This is a genomic window from Streptomyces tirandamycinicus (assembly GCF_003097515.1).
Taxonomy (GTDB): Bacteria; Actinomycetota; Actinomycetes; order Streptomycetales; family Streptomycetaceae; genus Streptomyces; species Streptomyces tirandamycinicus.
This window is the reverse complement of sequence record NZ_CP029188.1, coordinates 1,134,645-1,153,581: the sequence shown is the minus strand read 5'-3', so window position 1 is coordinate 1,153,581 and position 18,937 is coordinate 1,134,645. Positions and strand designations below refer to the sequence as shown.

General features: G+C 73.4%; 16 protein-coding genes. 9 read left to right on the top strand and 7 right to left on the bottom strand.

Going from position 1 to position 18,937, the window contains the following annotated elements; genetic code table 11:
* Nucleotides 1-97 precede the first annotated feature (97 nt).
* From DDW44_RS33640 to DDW44_RS04970, 4 genes are all read left to right on the top strand, one after another.
* The gene (locus DDW44_RS33640; protein WP_483027303.1) at nt 98-352 is read left to right on the top strand and encodes a cation:proton antiporter regulatory subunit; all 255 of its coding nucleotides are present in this window, start codon (nt 98-100) and stop codon (nt 350-352) included.
* A 2-nt stretch (nt 353-354) separates the two neighbouring features.
* Nucleotides 355-1,596: a cation:proton antiporter gene (locus DDW44_RS04980; protein ID WP_108905652.1), complete on the top strand. Its 1,242-nt coding sequence runs from the start codon at nt 355-357 to the stop codon at nt 1,594-1,596.
* Nucleotides 1,597-1,852: 256 nt separating this feature from the next.
* Nucleotides 1,853-2,410 (top strand): Uma2 family endonuclease, encoded by a 558-nt coding sequence (locus DDW44_RS04975; protein WP_108905651.1) that lies wholly within the window; start codon nt 1,853-1,855, stop codon nt 2,408-2,410.
* A 338-nt stretch (nt 2,411-2,748) separates the two neighbouring features.
* A complete protein-coding gene (locus DDW44_RS04970) occupies nt 2,749-6,453 on the top strand; it encodes an AAA family ATPase (protein ID WP_108905650.1) in 3,705 nt (1,234 codons plus the stop codon).
* 247 nt (nt 6,454-6,700) lie between these two features.
* Here the strand turns inward: DDW44_RS04970 and DDW44_RS04965 are convergent, their stop codons facing one another.
* The 5 genes from DDW44_RS04965 to DDW44_RS04945 form a co-directional block, all read right to left on the bottom strand.
* Nucleotides 6,701-7,777 (bottom strand): MerR family transcriptional regulator, encoded by a 1,077-nt coding sequence (locus tag DDW44_RS04965; RefSeq protein ID WP_018890773.1) that lies wholly within the window; start codon nt 7,775-7,777, stop codon nt 6,701-6,703.
* Between the two features lie 202 nt (nt 7,778-7,979).
* Nucleotides 7,980-8,834 carry an ABC transporter permease gene (locus DDW44_RS04960; protein ID WP_017948125.1) on the bottom strand — a complete coding sequence of 285 codons (855 nt, stop codon included), beginning with the start codon at nt 8,832-8,834 and terminating at the stop codon, nt 7,980-7,982.
* Nucleotides 8,831-9,817 (bottom strand): daunorubicin resistance protein DrrA family ABC transporter ATP-binding protein, encoded by a 987-nt coding sequence (locus DDW44_RS04955; protein ID WP_017948126.1) that lies wholly within the window; start codon nt 9,815-9,817, stop codon nt 8,831-8,833. Before DDW44_RS04955 ends, DDW44_RS04960 begins: the two co-directional genes overlap by 4 nt.
* 190 nt (nt 9,818-10,007) lie before the next feature.
* Nucleotides 10,008-10,706 (bottom strand): NADPH-dependent FMN reductase, encoded by a 699-nt coding sequence (locus DDW44_RS04950; RefSeq protein ID WP_279634796.1) that lies wholly within the window; start codon nt 10,704-10,706, stop codon nt 10,008-10,010.
* A gap of 133 nt (nt 10,707-10,839) precedes the next feature.
* Nucleotides 10,840-11,217 carry a hypothetical protein gene (locus tag DDW44_RS04945; protein ID WP_017948128.1) on the bottom strand — a complete coding sequence of 126 codons (378 nt, stop codon included), beginning with the start codon at nt 11,215-11,217 and terminating at the stop codon, nt 10,840-10,842.
* A 334-nt stretch (nt 11,218-11,551) separates the two neighbouring features.
* On the opposite strand from DDW44_RS04945, the gene DDW44_RS04940 reads away from it, so the two are divergent.
* Complete coding sequence (locus tag DDW44_RS04940; protein ID WP_108905649.1) at nt 11,552-11,974, top strand: DUF7144 family membrane protein; 423 nt, start codon at nt 11,552-11,554, stop codon at nt 11,972-11,974.
* Between the two features lie 207 nt (nt 11,975-12,181).
* Here DDW44_RS04940 and DDW44_RS04935 read toward each other — a convergent pair whose 3' ends face one another.
* The gene (locus DDW44_RS04935) at nt 12,182-13,009 is read right to left on the bottom strand and encodes an MBL fold metallo-hydrolase (RefSeq protein WP_108905648.1); all 828 of its coding nucleotides are present in this window, start codon (nt 13,007-13,009) and stop codon (nt 12,182-12,184) included.
* Nucleotides 13,010-13,294: 285 nt separating this feature from the next.
* On the opposite strand from DDW44_RS04935, the gene DDW44_RS04930 reads away from it, so the two are divergent.
* From DDW44_RS04930 to DDW44_RS04915, 3 genes are all read left to right on the top strand, one after another.
* Nucleotides 13,295-13,981 (top strand): TetR/AcrR family transcriptional regulator C-terminal domain-containing protein, encoded by a 687-nt coding sequence (locus DDW44_RS04930; RefSeq protein WP_240800763.1) that lies wholly within the window; start codon nt 13,295-13,297, stop codon nt 13,979-13,981.
* 154 nt (nt 13,982-14,135) lie between these two features.
* Complete coding sequence (locus tag DDW44_RS04925; protein ID WP_240800764.1) at nt 14,136-14,594, top strand: hypothetical protein; 459 nt, start codon at nt 14,136-14,138, stop codon at nt 14,592-14,594.
* Nucleotides 14,595-14,873: 279 nt separating this feature from the next.
* The gene (locus DDW44_RS04915) at nt 14,874-16,790 is read left to right on the top strand and encodes an FUSC family protein (RefSeq protein WP_108905646.1); all 1,917 of its coding nucleotides are present in this window, start codon (nt 14,874-14,876) and stop codon (nt 16,788-16,790) included.
* 143 nt (nt 16,791-16,933) lie between these two features.
* On the opposite strand, the gene DDW44_RS04910 is transcribed toward DDW44_RS04915, so the two are convergent.
* Nucleotides 16,934-17,341 (bottom strand): RNA-binding S4 domain-containing protein, encoded by a 408-nt coding sequence (locus tag DDW44_RS04910; RefSeq protein ID WP_208647935.1) that lies wholly within the window; start codon nt 17,339-17,341, stop codon nt 16,934-16,936.
* A 119-nt stretch (nt 17,342-17,460) separates the two neighbouring features.
* On the opposite strand from DDW44_RS04910, the gene DDW44_RS04905 reads away from it, so the two are divergent.
* The gene (locus tag DDW44_RS04905; RefSeq protein ID WP_108905644.1) at nt 17,461-18,936 is read left to right on the top strand and encodes an APC family permease; all 1,476 of its coding nucleotides are present in this window, start codon (nt 17,461-17,463) and stop codon (nt 18,934-18,936) included.
* Nucleotide 18,937 lies beyond the last annotated feature (1 nt).

Here is an 18,937-nt window from a genome sequence, read left to right as displayed (position 1 = left end):
GCAGGCCGCCCAAGATCACGTGATACTGAGGGGAGGAAGCAGCCCCTGGCTCCGCCGCGCCCGCCCCCTCGCCCGTCTCGGCCCCCGGGAGGCAGCCATGGCCACCCGACGCACCCCTCTGCCGGGCGCCGGTACGCGGTACGACCTCACCCCGGGCAGCAGTACGGCTGCACCCCGGAGAGGCCACTGCGGCTCGCCGGCCGTCCATCCGGACGGCCGTCGGTCACCGGGCTTCCGGCGCGCGGACGGCCCCGCCGAGTGCGCGGCGTCCACGGCGCTCAGGCATGAGGGTGCCGGCGGGATCGCCACGGTTCACGGGCAAGACCCCGGCCCCGGCCGGCCCGGAGGCTGACCGTGCACGACACGACCATGCTCCTCATCGAGCTCGGCGGCATCATCCTCATCCTGGGGCTGATCGGCCGGTTCGCCGGACGCTTCGGGCTGTCCCCGATCCCGCTCTATCTGCTGACCGGACTCGCCTTCGGCGACGGCGGGCTGCTGCCGCTCAGCGCCAGCGAGGGCTTCATCGCCGTCGGCGCCGACATCGGCGTGATCCTGCTGCTTCTGCTGCTCGGTCTCGAGTACAGCGCGTCCGAACTGGTCACGAGCCTGCGCACCCAGTACCCGTCGGGCATCGTGGACTTCCTGCTCAACGCCCCGCCGGGCGCCGCGGCGGCGCTGCTGCTCGGCTGGGGGCCGGTGGGGGCCGTGGCCCTCGCCGGCGTCACCTGGATCTCCTCGTCGGGCGTGATCGCGAAGATCCTCACCGACCTGGGCCGGCTGGGCAACCGCGAGACGCCGGCGATCCTCGGCGTCCTGGTCATCGAGGACCTGTCGATGGCCGTGTACCTGCCGCTGCTGACCGCGCTGATCGCGGGCCTCGGCCTGGCCGGCGGCAGCATCACCCTGCTGATCGCCGTCGGTACGGTCTCCCTCGTCCTCCTCCTCGCGATCCGCCACGGCAGGCATCTCAGCCGGGCGGTCTCCTCCGACGACCCGGAGATGCTGCTGCTGGTCGTGCTGGGCCTCACCCTGCTGGTCGCGGGTGTGGCGGAGGAGCTGCAGGTGTCGGCGGCGGTGGGCGCGTTCCTGGTGGGCATCGCGCTGTCGGGCGAGGTCGCGGAGGGAGCGAGACGGCTGCTCAGCCCGCTGCGGGACCTCTTCGCCGCGGTGTTCTTCGTCTTCTTCGGGCTGTCGACCGATCCGGCGGCCATCCCGCCGGTGCTGCTTCCGGCGCTGCTGCTGGCCGCGGTCACCGTGCTGACCAAGATCGCGACCGGCTGGTACGCGGCCCGCCGCGCGGGCATCGGCCCCCGCGGCCGTCTCCGCGCGGGCGGCACCCTGGTCGCCCGCGGCGAGTTCTCCATCGTCATCGCCGGGCTGACGGCCGCCGCCGAACCGCGCGTCGTGCCGCTGGCCACCGCGTACGTGCTGATCCTGGTGGTCCTGGGGCCGCTCACCGCCCGCTGGACCGAGCCGGTGGGCCACGCGACGGGGTCCTGGCTCCGGCGCGGCCCGCGCCCGTCCCCGCCGGGGGCGGCGATGCGGGCGGCGTCCGCGAGGGACGGGGCGGTGGCACCGGCGGCGGGCGGCTGATCGCGGCCGGGAGCACCGCGCGAGTGGTCCGGTATCCGGAACACCGCTCATCCGAACACCACTCTTCCCGAACACCGCTCATCCGAACACCACTCTTCCCGAACATCGCTCATCCCGAACACCGCCCGTCCCGAACACCGGATCGAGCAGCGTCCGCCGCCGGGTGATCAGGGTGGGCGAAAGTGCCTCCGCACGGCCCGGCTGTGGGAACGTGGTCCCGTCCCGCCATCCCGCACCTGCGAAGGGAGCAAGCGGTATGGGTGCCGTACCCGCCGACTACTCGCAGGGCGTCGATCCCGAGCGCGCCCTGAAGTACGCCGTCCAGAACGTCAGGGGCGACCGCGCCCAGATCATCGAGGGGATCATCGAGCAGATGTCACCCGCGTGGGACCACGAGGCCGCAGCCGAGACGATCCGCGACCAGATCAAGCCGCGGGCCGGGGAACTCGACTGCATGACCGGATCGGGAAACCTCGACCTGCCCGGGTCACCGAACTGGTACGTCCCCGACCTCGCGGTCGTCCCCGTCGCGGCGGCCAAGGGCGGCGGCGCCCTGCTGCCCGACCAGACCCTGCTCGTCGTCGAGGTCACTTCTGAGTCGAACGCCGAGACCGACCGCGTGGTGAAGCGCCGCAGGTACGCGGAGTACGGCGCTCCGCTCTATCTGCTGGTCGACCGCACGGAGCGCAGCGTGACGCTGTTCGCGGAACCGGGTCGGCTGGGCTACACCCGTGTGGACGGGCCGCATCCGTTCGGTACCCGCCTGCACCTGCCCGCGCCGTTCGACCTGGACCTCCGGACCGACGACCTCTGACCCGCACGGCAGACCGGTTGCGGCCACCGCGTCGCCGGCGCCTTCGATCGGCCGGCCACGGCGCGGGCGGCCACACCGCCCTGTCTCGCCGACCAGGCGATCCCCGCGGCGGCGGGGCACGGCAGGAGGCGAAGACGCGTGCCCATCGGGCCCGGCGCGGCGGCGGGGGCCGATCATCCGCCCGCCGGCATCGGGAAGCCACCGCGCGAGCCGTCGCTCCGGGACGTGGCCCGGCCGCGCCGGAAGGCTCCGGACCCGGCGCACGCAGGCCGCCCTCCAAGACCCCCGGAGGAAAATGCCGAGGCCGAATGTCAGTGCGGCCTCCTATCGTTTGCACCATGACTCCGGCACTCATCGGGCGCGAGCATCCCGTAGGTGTCCTGCGGGCCGAGATCGGCCGGGCGACGGACAGCCACGGGGGCCTGGTGCTGGTCACGGGTGAGGCGGGCATCGGCAAGACCACCCTCGTGACCCAGGCCGCCCAGGAGGCCCGGCGGCGCGGTGCGCTGGTGCTCGGCGGATCGTGCTGGGACTCCGGCAGCGCGCCCGGGTACTGGCCGTGGGTCCAGGTGGTCCGGGCGCTGCGGCGGTCGGTCGGTGCGGAGGAGTGGGCGCGGGCCGAGGAGGCGGCGGGCGGACGTCTGGCCGTGCTCCTCGGGGAGCCGGGCGGGACGGGCACCGGCGACGGCGAGGCCGGTGCCGCGGCCGGAGGACCGGAGGAGCGGTTCCCGGCCGACGGGGACAAGGAGCCTTTCGCGGTGTACGACGCCGTGACGACCGCGCTGGTCACCGTCTCGCAGAGCCGGCCCGTGGTGGTCGTGCTCGACGATCTGCACTGGTCGGACCCGGCGTCACTGAAGCTGCTCGAGTTCGCGGCGCAGCACGCCTGGTTCGAGCGGCTGCTGCTGCTGGGCACCTACCGGGACGTCGAGGTGGAGACCCCCGGTCATCCGCTGCGGCAGCTGGTCCTGCCGCTCGCCTCGCGGGCGACGACACTCACCCTCACCGGCCTGGAGCGGGACGAGGTGGGGGCGTTGATGGCCGTCACCGCCGGCCGCGAACCGGACCCCGCACTGGTCGCCGAGGTGCACCGGCGCACCGGCGGCAATCCGTTCTTCGTGGAGCAGACCGCCCGTCTCTGGCACAGCGGCAGCCCCGTGACCGCGGTCGCCCCCGGGGTGCGGGAGGCCGTGCGGCGGCGGCTCGGCCTGCTGCCGGGGCCCGTCGGCGAACTGCTGACCACGGCCGCGGTGCTGGGGCGCGAGTTCCACCGCCAGGGTCTGGCCCTGGTGGCCGGTCAGCCGGTCCCGCACGTGGACCGGCTGCTGGACCGGGCGGTGTCGGCCCGGCTGGTCACGGCCCGCGAGTCGGGACGGTTCACGTTCGCCCACGATCTGGTGCGGGAAACGCTGTACGACGCGCTGGACGAGCCGGACGCACGCGCTCGCCACGGCGCGGTCGTCCGCGCCCTGGACGGCACGGCCGGACTGCCCGAGCAGGCGCGGATCCTGCCCGGCGACCTCGCGGGTCACGCCTACCTCGCGGGCGGCGAACTGCCGCCCGTGCGCCGCGTCGAACTCCTGGTGGAGGCGGCCCGCGACGCCGCCGGCCGGCTGGCCTCGGAGGAGGCGGTGGGCCACTACCGCCGGGCCCTGCAGATCGCGGAGTCGGCGGCGGACCGCGCGGCGACCGATGTGCCGGCCCTGGCCGGAGGCGCCGACCGGCACGGCGGCCGGGCGGACGGACCGGCTCCCGCGGCGGCCCGCCGGGCGGTCCGGGAGGAGCACGGCGGGCCGGCGGGGACGTGGGTCACGGCACCGTGCGGTACGGGCCCGCCCGGCACGGCCCCCGTACCGCCGACGACGCTGCGGCCGCTGCCGCACCGTACCGGCCGCGCGGGGGAGCCGGGGGCGGACGACGGGCAGCACACCGACCGCGCGGATCCGCCGGAGGCACACGGCTGCGAAGCGGCGCGGGCGCTGCGGCGGCGGGCCGCGCTGGTGGCCTTGGAGCTCGGCGGCGAACTGCACCACAGCGGCGCGGAAACCGAGGCCTGGGCGGTGTTCGACCGGGCGGCGGCGTTCGCCGCCGCCCTGGACGAGGGCGAGTTGCTCGCCCGGGTCGCCATCACGCTGTACTCGCGCAGCGCCCTGGCGGACAGCCCCACCCGCGCCCGGTGCACGGCGCTGCTGCGCGATGCGTACCGCGCTCTGACGGGCGGCGGGACCGACGCCGGGCGGCCGGACCCGGACCGGCTGCCGCCCGAGCTGATCGCCCAGGAACTCGCGAGGCTGTCGACGACGCTCGCCCGGCGCGGCGAGGACGACGACGCCCTCGCCTTCTCCCTCTGGGCCCGGCACGACTCGATCTGGGGGCTCGGCACATCGGAGGAGCGTCTGGCCCTCACGGACGAGATGGCCACGGTGGCGCGCCGGACGGGGAACCGGGACATGGAGTTCCACGCCACCTCGATGCGCTGGGTCACGCTGCTCGAACTCGACGACCCCCGCTACCTGGACCAGTTCCGCACGGCCCGGGCCCTCGCCGAGCGGATGGGGGTGCGCCGCACGGACCTCGGCGTCGCCGTGGACCACTGCCTGGTCGCCTCGCTGGGCGGCCGCTTCGACGAGGCGGAGGCGCATCTCACGCAGGTCACCGACCTGGGCCGGGAGCACTCCCCGTTCGCCTTCGTGGCGCTGCACATCGTGTGGGGTCTGCGGCTGCTCCAATGCCGGTTCACGCGGGCGGAGGAGGTCCTGGGTCAGCTGGGCGCGGCCGGGCACCCGTATCCGGCGCTGCTGGAGGGCATCACGGCCGCGGAGCGCGGCGACCGGGCCCGTGCGCTCCGGTCGGCTGCCGAACTGGAGGAACTGCCGGATCCGTTCCCCCGGGTCTTCGAACCGCTGCGGATCCGGCTGCGGGCGCAGGCGGCGGTCCTGTCGGGCGACCAGGCTCGCATCGCGTCGGCGCGCAGCGCCCTGGAGCCGTACCGGGGTCAGTGGCTGGTGTCGCTGTACGGCTGCGACATCAGCGGTCCCGTCGATCTGTGGCTGGGCCTGCTCGACACCGCGGCGGGCCGCTGGGACGAGGCCGTCGGGGAACTCGACTCGGCGGTCGCGTCGGCGGACCGGCTCAGCGCCCGCCCCTGGGCGCTGCGCGCGAGGTCCGCCCTGGCCCGGGCCTTGCGCGCCCGTGCCTCGGCGTCCGACCGGTCCCGGGCGGACGAGCTCGACGCCCGGGTGGCGGAGGAATCGGAGTCCCTCGGCATGGGAGCGCCCGCCGCGGCTCCGGAAGGCGGGCCGGCGAGGGGCCGGCCGGAGCACCCGGAGCCGGGCGACGGTACGGCCGGGGCCCCGTCGGCCGGGCGTCTCACCGGGCAGGCACCGCCCCGGCCACCCGCCCCGTGGAACCGACCCGACGGATCACAGCCGCCGTCGCGGTCCCGGACGAACCGGCCGGCTCAGGAGCCGCAGCCCGCCCCACCGGAGCAGTCCGCGCAGGGCGTGTTCCGGCGCGAGGGCGCCGTATGGCTGCTGGCCTACGACGGCCGCACGGTCCACCTCCCCGACGCCAAGGGCCTACGTGACCTCGCCACCCTGCTCGCCGCCCCGGGCACCGGTGTCCCGGCCGTGCGGCTGCTCGCCGCGGAATCCGGCGAAGCGGCCGTGGCCGCGCGGAGCTTCGGCGGCGATCCGGTGCTGGACGAGGAGGCCAGGGCCCGGTACCGCAGACGGCTGGAGCAACTCGACGACGCGATAGACCGTGCGACGGCCTCGGGGGACGACGACGTCGCCGCCGCATACGACCGTGAACGCGCGGCCCTCCTCGACGAGCTCCGCCGCGCCGCCGGGCTGGGCGGCCGCACCCGCCGTCTCGGCGACGAGGCCGAGCGTGCCCGCAAGGCGGTCACGGCGCGCATCCGCGACACCCTTCGCAAGCTGGTCCCTCTGCACCCCGAGTTGGCCGCCCATCTGCGCGCGTCCGTCTCCACGGGATCCGCGTGCGCGTACCGGCCCGAGCAGCCGGTGCGCTGGCTGCTCTGACCGATGAGGCCGTGGTGACACCGCCGAAGGGCCCGACCCGGCTCTGACCGGCCACGGCATCGCCCGGCCGCTCTGATCCGGCTCTGTGGACCACGGCGTCGCCCGGCCACTCGTCCGGCAGCCGGTTCCGGCCGGTCGCCCATGGGCCAGGCCGGGACCTTGCGGTAAGCCGCGGGCCCGGACGGAGCCGAATGCCGGGGGAGAACGGCGACTGAGCCCGTCGGTACGTCAGCCACGCGGTCTCGGCTCACAGCTCCACCACGTCGGCCACCACGCAACCCACGTTGTCCGGTCCACCTGCCTCGTTGGCGAGGGCGATCAGTTCCCGAGCCGCGTCTTCCGGATCGGCGACGGTGGCCGCCACCCGGCGCAGTTCCGCCTCCGGCACCACCGTGAACAGCCCGTCGGAGCAGAGCAGATAGCGGTCCCCGGCCTCGGCGTCATGGAGCCGCAGATCGGGTTCCGCGGGGGAGCCCGCCCCGTCGAGGGACTTGAGCAGCATGGCCCGCTGGGGGTGGGAGTGCGCCTCTTCCTCGGTGAGGCTGCCGTCGTCGACCATCGCCTGGACTACCGTGTGGTCATGGGTGATGCGGAAGATCCTTCCGCCGCGCAGCAGGTAAGCGCGGGTGTCGCCGATGTGGACCAGACCGAGCCGTGAGCCGGTCCACAGCAGTGCCGTGAGGGTGGTGCCGGATTCCGGGAGGGCGCCGACCGCACGGTGGGCCAGCCGCACCGCGTCGGCCAGCAGATTGAGCAGTTCTCCGGATTCGGTGGTCACGCTCTCCAGCGGGCGCAGGGCGTCGATCGCCGCTCCGCCCGCCTGCTCGCCTCCGCCACCGTAACCGTCGGCGACGGCGAGCAGTCGCGGGCCCGCGTACACGGAGTCCTGGTTGGTGTCGCGGACGAGGCCGCGATCCGAAAGGGCGGCGTAACGCAGTCCCAGGGGTGCGCCGAGTCGTCGCATCGGACGGTCCTTTCCCGCTGCCGCGTCGGACAGCCGGTCGATGAGGAAGTCCGCGAGGTCGCGCCGGGCAGCCGTCTCGGCCTCCACCTGCGCCCAGAAGGCACGGATGTCCCGGGCCGCCGCGTCCGGGTCCGCCGCGAAGAGCGCGCAGACGGAACGGATACGGGCAAGTGGCATACCGATGCGGCGTAGCCAGGCCACCAGCCGGGCGTGCTCCAGCTGTACGGGGTCGTAGTAGCGGTAGCCGGTGAACGGATCGACCCGGACCGGGCACAGCAGGCCCTGCTCGTCGTAGCGTCGCAGCGTCTTGGCCGAGAGCCGCGCGGCACGCGCGAACGCCCCTATGGTCAGCAGCCCCATGCCCGCTCCCCCGCTTCCTCCTCATACCGGGCGCCGTGCCCGGCACGGCCGATGCTGGGGCTTCCCCCGCGGGGAAGGTCAACAGCCGGCCGTCACCGGACGTAGAAGGGCGAGGGCACGACTCAGCGGCTCAGCGGCTCAACGGCTCAACGGCTCAGCGGCCCAACGACTCAGCGGCTCAACGGCTCAACGGCTCAACGGCTCAACGACGGTTGTACAGGCGCATGGTGATGGCGCCGAAGCCGATCACGAACAGCGCCGCCCAGCCCAGGGTCCAGGCGATGTCGGCCGCCGGCCAGTTGCCGGCCATCAGCTCCCGTACCGCCGTCGCCAGATGGGTGACCGGGCTGTTGTTGACGAAGGCCTGCAGCCAGCCCGGCATCGTCTTCGGCTCGACGAACACATTGCTCAGGAAGGTGAGCGGGAAGATCACCATCATGCTGACGCCCATGACGGACTTCTCCGTGCGCAGCAGCAGCCCGAACATCGTCCAGACCCAGGAGAAGGCGAAGGAGAAGACGAGCAGCAGGGCCACCCCGAGCAGGACGCCCATCGGCCCGCCCTCCGGCCGATAGCCGATGATCATGCCCACCGTCAGCATCACGGCGGACGCGATGACGTAGCGGACGACGTCGCCGAGGAGATAGCCCACCATCGGCGCCGGCCGCCAGATCGGCAGAGTGCGGAAGCGGTCGAAGACGCCCTTGTCGATGTCGGTGTTGATGGCGACTCCCGTGTACATCGTGATCATCACGACGCTCATCACCAGGATGCCGGGGAGCAGGAACTGGATGTACGCGTCGACCGACCCGGCCAGCGCCCCTCCGAAGAGGTAGGTGTACATCAGCACCATCATGATCGGGAACGCCGTGACGTCGAAGAGCTGTTCCGGCACATGCTTGATCTTCAGCATGGCGCGCCAGCCGAAGGTCATGGACGCGGAGAGGGCGCTCGGCCGTGCCGGGCGTTCCCTGGCGACGAGCAGGGCCGCCAGGGACTCCGTCCTGGGAGCGTTGCGGGTGAGGTCCTCGGCTTCCCGGGTGGTTGCGGTGCTCATGCGACGGCTTCCTTCTCCGTGTCGGGCGTGCGGTCGGTCAGGGCGAGGAAGACCTCGTCCAGGCTGGGCTGGCCCAGCGCGAAGTTGTCGACGGTGATGCCCTCGCGGGCCAGCTCGGCCAACGCCCGGGCGGCCTGCTCCGCGGCTCCGAGCTCCGTGCTGTGGCCGTTGACCCGGGCCGTCAGGGCGACCGGGTCCGTGTCGAGCTGGACCGTGGCGTTCAGCGCGACGGTGAGGACGCGTTCGGCGTCCGGGCGCCGTGCGGGATCGCGCAGCCGCACATGGACGGCTCCGGCACCGACGGACGCCTTCAGCTCGCCCTTGGTGCCCTCGGCGATCACCCGGCCGTGGTCGATGACGGCGATCCGGGACGCCAGCTGGTCGGCTTCGTCCAGGTACTGCGTGGTCAGCAGGACCGTCGTGCCCTGCGCGACGACGGCCCGCACGATGTCCCAGACCTGGTTGCGGCTGCGCGGGTCGAGACCGGTGGTCGGCTCGTCCAGGAAGAGCAGGTCGGGAGTGTTGAGGATCGACGCGGCGATGTCGATGCGCCGCCGCATCCCCCCGGAGTAGTTCTTCACCTGGCGGTCGGCGGCCTCCGCCAGCCCGAACGCGTCGAGCAACTGCCCGGCCCGGACGCGCGCGGCCCGCTTCCCGTGGCCGAGGAGCCTGCCGAGCAGGAGCAGGTTCTCCGTGCCGGTCAGGTCCTCGTCCACCGAGGCGTACTGTCCGGTGAGGCTGACCCGGCCGCGTACCGTGTCGGCGTCCGCCAGCACGTCGCTGCCGAAGACCAGCGCCTCGCCGCCGTCCGGCCTGAGGAGGGTGGCCAGCATCTTCACCGTGGTCGTCTTTCCGGCGCCGTTCGGCCCCAGGAGGCCGTAGACGGTGCCGGCGGGCACACGGAGATCGACGCCGTCGACGGCCCGGTTGTCGCCGAACACCTTCACCAGGCCGTTCGTCTCGATGGCCAGATCTGTACTCATCGCGGGGTTCCTTCGGTTCCTTCGCTGCGGCGGCCGCGGTCGAGGTCACGGGCGTGGGCACGGTCGCGGTCCGCGGGGTGGTCTGGGGCTCTGGTGGCTCTGGTGGCTCTGGTGGCTCTGGGGAGGGGCAGGGGCGTGGGGTTGCGCGAGGTCGGATGACGGGGCGGGGCGGGAGCGTCCTGGACACCGTTCAGGAGATGTACGGGCGGGCGGTGCGGGCATCGCGGAGGGCGAGGCCCCACCAGGCGAGCTGGTCGAGCATCGGGCCCACGGACCTCTCCGGGTCCGGCCCGGACAGGTCCTCCAGGAGGTTGAGACCGACGCCGTTGCGCAAACTCACCGCATGCAGCTCGGTGAAGACGGTACGCAGCTGCTCGACCGCGTACAGTCCGCGCGAGCCGTGGCCGTAGCTCACGAAGGCGACGGGCTTGGCCCGCCATTCGTCGTAGGCGTAGTCGATGGCCTGCTTCAGCGAGGCCGGGAAGGAGCGGTTGTACTCGGGGGTGACGACGACGAACGCGTCCGCACGGGCCACCTCGTCGGTGAACTCCCTGATCCCGGTGGTGGCGCGGTCCGGGTAGTGCGCCGGGAAGTCGTAGTCGATCAGGTCGACGAGGGACAGCCGCAGATCGTCACGCGATGCGGCCCGCTCGGCGAACCAACGGCCCACGGTCTCGCCGCAGCGCCCCTCACGGGTGCTGCCGATGATGACGGCGACGCGCAGCGGCGCCTCCGCCTCACGTATCTCGCGCCCCCGGTCCTGCCGGTCGGGTGCCCGGTCCGCCCGGTCCTCCCGGTCGGGTGCGCGGCCCCGGTCCTCCCGGGCCTCCCGGGCCTCCGGGACCGCCCGATCCGGGCCGCTGCCGCGGTACCGATGCCGGTCGTGCACGAGGCACCTCCTCCCGTCCGCCTCCGGTGACCGGCCGTCTCCCCGGTCCCACCCCACAGGCGCGAGACCGCGAGGCGCGGCCGCCAGATCGGATCTGGCGGCCGCCTCGCGAGGTGCCTCATGAGCGGGGACGTCACTCCTCGTGGACGTAGAAGGTGTAGAACATCACGCAGAACGTCGCCGCCGCGATGATCACGGACAGCACCACCGCGGTGAGGATGCTGTCGCCGGACAGGCTGTTGAGGTAGCCGACCGAACCGCCGACGAGCACCGCGTAGGCCACCGCGCGCAGTTCCCGCGGGAGGCTGTGCTGGTAGCGGCCCAGGGCGTAGCAGAGTCCGGCGAGCACCAGGCAGGAGACGATCCCGATAGCGAACTGCGCGCCCGCGGACTCTCCGGACATCCGGGCGATGAAGGACGTGTAGAGGCCGTAGATCACGCCGATCACGACCGGCAGCACGATGCCCAGGGTGGTGCCGTGGTGCCGCTCGGGCACCGACGCGTGGGCCATGACAGAGCTCCTTCCGCTCCGTACCCCCGGCTCCCCTTCCACCAGCGGACACCCCGGCGGCGGGTGCGGCAAGTGGATCAGACGGGGGGAGACGGGGGTACGGAGCGGGAGAGCCACGCACCGCGCCGGGGGCCGCCTCGCCGTCCCGGCAGAGCCACGCACCGCGCCGCGCGCACCGCCGCGCCGTCCCGGAGAACGCCGCCGCGCCGTCCCTGGGGAACCGGGGGACCCGCCGCGCCGGGCGAGCCGCCGGGCCCGGCACCGCCGAGCGGGGCCGTAACCCGAACGGACCCGCCGGCATGCCGCGGCGGGCCGTGCGCCCCACGATTGCGCCATGAGCCAACACACTGCACGGAGCGCGTCGGGGACCGGCCCGGACACCGGCTGGGCGGCGGGTGGCACCCTGTTCGCCGGCGTCCTGATGCTGGTCATCGGTGTCATCAGCATCCTGGAGGGGATCGCCGGCATCGTCGAGGACGAGGTCTACCTCCGGGTCGGCGGCTACGTCTTCTCCTGGAACCTCACGGCCTGGGGCTGGATCCATCTGGTCCTGGGGGTCCTGGTGGCGGTCACCGGCTGGGGCATCCTCAGGGGCATGGAATGGTCGCGCTACCTGGGTGTCGCCCTGGCGTCGCTCAACATCATCGTCCAGTTCCTGTTCCTGCCCTACCAGCCGGTGTGGGCGCTCTTCTCGATGGCCGTCTCGGTGTTCGTCATCTGGGCGCTGGTGTCCACGGAGTCGCACCGCCCCGCCTGATCCGGCCCGCCTGATCCGGGCCGCCGGGGAGGCGGGCCGCCTGATCCGCCCCGGCCCCGGCCTCGCGTGACCCGGCGCTGTGGTCTGCCGGCCCCCTTCACCCGCCGGGCCACCGTTCACCCGCCGGGCCACCGTCCGACCCGGTCAGGCCCCGCGCGGGGCGCCCCGCCTCGTCCCCGCGCGGAACCGGTCCCGAGGGCCGGTACCTCAGCCGCCGTTCGCCATCAGCTCGAACTCGAACGGATCGTGCGAAGAGAAGATCCGCACAAGGCGGGGATGGGCCCGGCGCAGGCTCCTCAGCCGCTCGAGCTGGCCCAGCCTCATCTCGTGGTCGTCGGCGACGAGCCGCTGGTGGAGTGCGAGCGGCCGGGGGCAGCGCGGGCGGCGCAGGTCGATCTCGCCGTGGAAGAAGTAGGCGTCGCCCGCGTGGAGCAGCCAGCGGTCCGGCTCCTGGACGGCGACCGCGCTGTGGCCGCGGGTGTGTCCGGGCAGCGGCACCAGCAGGATGTCGGGGGCGCGCAGCACCCGGGAGGCGGGGAAGCCCATCCAGCCCGAGTCGGCGTGGTCGTGGACGACCCAGTCGACGCCGTGCGCCCACTGGGCGGGCAGGTAGCGGCTCGCCTCGAGCCGGGTGTCGCGCCGCATCGCCGCGCGGTACTCGTCGGCCATCACATGGACGCGGGCGTGCGGGAAGTCCGCGAGACCTCCGGCCCGGTCCAGGTCGAGATGGGTGATAACGATGTCCCGTACGTCGTAGGGGTCGTAGCCCAGTGCCCGGACCTGGTGGACGGCCGTACGGGACAGGTCCAGTTCCGGCCGCATGGTGCGGCGGAACAGGGTGCCCAGCCGCCGCGGATCGGAGACCTCGGCGGCGCCCAGACCGGTGTCGACGAGCACGAGCCCGCTCCCGGTCGCGATCAGCAGGCAGTGCGCCACGAGCGGCGCGCCGCCCAGGGGGCGCATCGGCCCGCAGTCGAGGTGGTGGATGGTGATGGCCGAGCGCCGCTGACGGGCCGGGGTCGTACGCACAGGCATCTGTGCCTCCTGCTCACAGGGGGACACCCGGCGCGGGGCGGCCGGGCTGGGAGAGGATGGTGGCCGTGCTGTTGTGCTCGGCGGACCGTCCGCTCGTGGCTCCCGGTCCCGGAAGGCGCTCGTACGGACGGCCGCGTCGTGTGCGGCCGTCCGTCTGTCATCTCGCCCTGCCTCCACAGCAGTTGCGCCACTTACACCGTAAGTACGAGACAGGAGAGAAGCACTTACGCTGTATGTCGTCAAGCGTTACCGCACGTAGCCACCCGAAATGAGGAGCCGTCGCTCATGGCCCGAGGAGCACGACCCGAAGTACCCGGCCCTCGCGAGCCCTTGAGCCGGGACCGGATCATCGGGGCGGCACTGGTGATCATCGACGAGGAGGGCGTGGAGGCACTGTCGATGCGCCGCATCGCGGCCCGCCTCGGCGTCCAGGCCATGTCGCTCTACAACCATGTGCGCGGCAAGGACGACATCCTGGACGGGGTGACCGAGTTCATCACCGACGACATGCGGATGCCGCGCCGGATGGCGGGTGGCTGGGAGGAGGGCATCCGCGACCTCTCGTACGGCTTCCGCAGGGCGTCCCTGCGCCACCCGCGGGCCTGCGAACTGGTGCTGATGCGGCAGCTGTCGACCCCCACCGCCCTCGCACCGGTGGACACGATGATCGCGATGATGCTCGACCACGGCTTCGACGAGGAGGTGGCCGTGCATGTGCTGCGCCTGTTCATCTCCTTCCAGGTCGGCACCCTCCTGCAGGAGGTCCGCAGCGGGCCCGGGTCCGGCCGCGAGACCCGGAACCCGGAGGAGCGGCTGGCAGCCCGCGCCGCGTACTTCGCCGGCTCCGGCTTCCCCGCCGTGGCCAAGGTCGCACCGATCCTCGCCGTGAACGACCACGAGGCCGAGTTCGCGTTCGGTGTCGAGCTGCTCATCTCGGCACTGCGCGGACTGGCCCCGGTGGCGCGAGACTGACGCGGCCCCGGCCGGTGGGCCCCGCCGGGCCGCGCGGCCCAACCCGCCCCACCGGCCGGGGCCCCCACCGCACCGGGTGGCCGAACCCGCACACCGGACGGGGCCCCGCCGGGCCGAGTGGCCGAACCCGCCCCGGGGGCGCACCCTGGTGCGTATGAGATCGAGCCATGGCATACGGAACGCCGTCATGGCCGCCGCGACCGCCGTCGCGCTCGCGGCAGGGATGACCGGCTGTACGAACGACAGTGGCGAGACACCGAAGTCGGTGGCCTCCGAAGCGGGTGCGGCCGTCCAGTCGGCAACCGCAGCGGCGGCCTCCGAGATAGCCAAGATCAAGGGCGGTCTGGACGCCAAGTCCGATGTGAAGGCCGGCCCGACGGAGGCCGAGAACAACCGCCTCTTCAACGAGATCACCGCGACGAACCCCACGGACAAGGCCGTCGACTACACGGTCCTGGTCAACTGGAAGGACAGCAGCGGGAATCTGCTCGACGCGACCGTCGTGTCGATCGACGCGGTCCCCCCCGGCGGCACCAAGTCGGCGAAGGCGCAGACCCATCGGGACCTCTCCGGCACGCCCCCGGCCGAGATCGGGCAGGCGATCCGGCACTGAGCACCCCTCCCGGCGGCACTGAGCACCCTTCATGGCGGCGCCGATCACCGCCGGTCCCGCCGACCGTCGCCGGCGGGACCGGCGGCTATCGGCTGGGCATGCAGATCGGCTGGGCGTGCAGATCGACCACTCACTGCCGGTGAGCGATGATCCCGGCGTGGGCGGCGCCCGGTCCCCCGGCCTCCGGCGGGCGGACCACCGCGCCCCGATCGTCGGCCTCGAACCGCACCAGGGGTGACCGTGAAGGAGCGAGTAGGGCTGGTCCCGCCGGCATGGCTGGTGTCCGGACTGCGCCCGCAGCGCACACCGGTGAACTGGGCGGCGGTCGCCCGCGCCTCCGTCGCCCTGTCGGCTCCCCTCGCCGTGGGCTTCGCCCTGGACCGGCCGGCGTTCGGGGCGCTGGTGTCGATCGGCGCCCTCTCCGGGGTCATCGGCGACACCGCCGACGCCTACCGGATGCGCCTTCTCAACATCGCCGTACCCCAGGTCTTCGGGGCCGTCGGAGTCACGCTCGGCACGCTCGTGTACGCCCGCGGATGGCTCACCGTCGCCGTCCTCACACTGGTGGCCCTCGTCTCCGGAATGGTCTCGTCGATCGGCGCCGTGGCCTCGGCCTCCGGACTGCTGCTGCTGCTCAACGCGGTCATCGGGTCGGGACTGCCGCTGCCCCGGCCCTGGTGGGCGCCCGCGCTGCTGCTGGGCATCGGCGGCCTGCTCGTCCTCGCCCTCGCACTGCTCGGCTGGCCGCTGCGCGGCGGCGCGCCCGAGCGGTCGGCGGTGGCCCGCGCCTACCGGGCGGTCGCCGACCTGCTGGACGCGGCCGGCGCCGGCACGTTCGGCGAGCGCCGGCAGGCCGTCACCCAGTGCCTCAACGACTCCTACGACCTGATCCTCGCCCGCCGCACCCGCGACCACGTCCGCAATCCCACGCTGGTCAGGCTGCTGGCCCAGCTCAACGCCCTGATCCCGGTCGTCGAGGCCGCCTTCGCCGCCGACCAGCGCGGCCGCCCGCTCCCCCCGGACGTCGCCGCGCAGGTCCGGGTGCTCGCCGACGCGGTCGAACGCGGCTCCGCGGGCCCGTACCGGCCGGACCTGGCACCCCCCGCCACACCCACCGAGCGTGCGGTCGACCACGCCCTGCGGCATGCGGCGACCGTCGTCCTGGAGCAGGACCCCGACCCCCACAACGTGGACGACCGACTCGGCCGGCCCGCCGCGCTGGGGGTCAGAGTGCGCCGCACGGCACGCGAGGTGCTGTTCTCCGAGGCGTCATGGCGCTACGGACTGCGCCTCGCGCTCTGCATCGGCCTCGCCCAGGCGCTGGTCTCGGTCGTGGAGCTGGACCGGTCCTACTGGGTCCCCCTCACCGTCACCTTCGTCCTGAAGCCCGACTTCGGCTCGGTCTTCTCCCGCGCGGTGGCGCGCGGACTGGGCACGGTGGCGGGCCTGGTGGTCGCGGCGGCGGTCCTGGCCGAGGTGCCGCGCGGCTGGTGGGACGTGCCCGTGATGTTCGTCCTCGGCGGGCTCATCCCCGCGTTCTCGGCGAAGGGCTACGCGTTCCAGACGGCGGCGATCACCCCGGTGATCCTGCTGCTGTCCGACCTGCTCAGTCGTGAGGGGATCGGCCTGGTCGGGGCACGTCTGGTGGACAGCCTGATCGGCTGCGCGATCGTGCTGGTCGCCGGGTACCTGCTCTGGCCGGAGAGCTGGCACAGCCGCATCGGGGACCGCCTCGCGGACTCGGTCGACCACGCCGCGCGGCATGTGGCGCTGGCCTTCCGCACCGACGCCGACCAGGCCGAGAAGGCACGGTCCCGGCGCCGCCTCTACCGGGATCTCTCGGCCGTGCGCTCGGAGTTCCAGCGGGCGCTCACCGAGCCGCCGCCCGCGGGCACCCGGGCGGCCGCGTGGTGGCCGCTCGTCGTCGCGGTCGAACGGATCGCGGACGCCACGACCGCGGCCAAGGTCCGCGTCGACCACGGCGCCGCGCCGCCCACCCGGGGCGAAGTCGACGAGGTCGTAGGGCAGTTGCACGAACTCGCCGGGGACATCCGCTCCCGGGAGAAACCCGCCGGGATGCGTGCGGAGCCGGAGGGCGACGAGCGGAGCGTCCTCGAACCGCTCCGCCAGGAGGTGACGGCGGCCCGGACGATCGCTTCCCCGTCCACCGTGTCCGGCACGCCACCCGGGCAGTGACGTGGCGGGCCGCGATGTGGTGGGTTTTGACCGGGCGGGCCGCGAAGTGGCGGGCCGCGACCTGGCGGGGCTTGACCGGGCGGGGCTTGACCGGGCGGGCCGTGACGTGGCGGGTGGTGGCCGCCCGGGCGACGCCGCCCCCGTCAGCGGGGCGACGCGCGGCCGTGAAGGCGCTCCATCTCCCTGCGGTCGCGCTTCGTCGGCCGGCCCGCGCCCCGGTCCCGCACGCCCGTCGGGGCGGTGAGTTCACGCGGCGGGGGCGGCGGGCTGTTGTCCACGTAGCACTGCGCGGCGGCGGGCGCCCCGACGCGCTTGCGGATGATCCGGGAGACCACCACGATCCGCTCCCGGCCCGCGTGGAAGAGACGGACCTCGTCCCCGGCCTTCAGCGCGTGCGCGGGTTTGACGCGCTCGCCATTGATCCGGACATGACCCGCACGGCAAGCCGCCGCCGCCTGTGAGCGGGTCTTGGTCAGCCGCACGGACCAGATCCACACGTCGACCCGCACGGTCCCATCAGCGGCCCCGGGGGGCCCAGCGTCATCCGCCATACCACCGAGGGTACGGGGGGCGACTACGATGCGCTCCGTCCCCCGTCGCGGAATCGCCCGTTCAGCGCGGCTGACGCCCCTGATCCGTCGCCATATGCCCTGCCACACAAGGACATCCGATGAGCAGCAACACCGGCAGAGGGCTCCAGCCCAACGTCCTCGGTACGTTCGACACCATCGTGATGGCGGTCGCCGGGAGCGCCCCCGCCTACTCGCTCGCCGCGACCACCGCCGTCCTGGTGGGCTCCGTGGGACTGGCCGGTCCCGCCGCACTGCTGTACTGCGCGATACCCATGCTCGGCATCGTCCTGGCGTTCGGCCGTCTCGGCCGGATCGACGTCAGCGCCGGAGCCAGCTACTCCTGGGTGGGCCGCACGCTCCACCCGTTCCTCGGCTTCCTCTCCGGCTGGGCCCTGGTCGTCTCCGCGACGATCTTCATGGTGGCCGGCTCGCTGCCGGCCGGTGCGATGACCCTCGCGCTCTTCGACCCGGGCCTGGCCGACGACACCGCGCTCGCGGCGCTGGTCGGCGCCGGCTGGTTCCTGGTGATGCTGCTGGTGGTCCTCGGCGGGGCGCGCCTGACCGTGCGGGCTCAGTTGCTGATGACCGGCGTCGAGGTGCTGCTGCTGGTGCTGTTCCTGCTGGCCGCCCTGCTGCACAAGGGCGCCGCGACCGCCTTCGACTGGTCCTGGCTGGGCTTCTCGCATTTCGACGGCGCCTCGGGCTTCGCCTCGGGCGCGCTCATCGCGGCGTTCTACTACTGGGGCTGGGACGTCACCAGCAACCTCAGCGAGGAGACGCGCAACAGCCGCCGGACGGCCGGCGTCGCCGCCCTGGTCGGCGTCGGCGTGGTGCTGCTGCTCTTCGTGGCGTTCACGGTCGCCGTCAACGTCATCCTCACGTCGGAGCAGATCCAGGCGGGCAGCGGCAACATCCTCGGCGTGCTGGGCGACGAGATCTGGCCCGGCGTCGGCGGCAAGCTGCTGATCGTCGCCGTGATGCTGTCGACCGTCGCCACCCTGGAGACCACCCTGATCCAGGTCACCCGCTCGCTGTTCGCGATGGGCCGGGACCGCACGATGCCCGCCGCGCTCGGCACCGTGCACCGGCGCTGGAACACCCCCTGGGTCGCGATCGCCGTGGTGGGCGCCGCGGCGGTGGCGATGCTCTTCGCCGCGACCGCGCTGGGATCGGTCGGGGACGTCCTCTCCGACGCCGTCAACGCGATCTCCCTCCAGATCACGGTGTACTACGGCCTCGCGGGCATCGCCGCCGTCGTCGCGTACCGCAGGATGGTGCTGACGTCGGTGAAGGACTTCGTGCTCGGCGGTGCCTGGCCGCTGCTCGGCTCGGCCTTCATGTTCTGGATCTTCTTCGAGTCGCTGGGCGGACTGAGCACCGCGTCGATCGCGATCGGCCTCGGCGGACTGGCGGCCGGGGTGGTCCCGATGGTCTGGTACTGGCGGCAGGGCAGCGCGTACTACCGGCCGGCGACGCTGGACGCGGCACGGGCCATCGAGGCGGAGGCGGCGTACTCCGGTGCCGCCTCCGCCCGGCACGACGGTCCCCGGGACGCCATGGCGACGGACTTCTGAC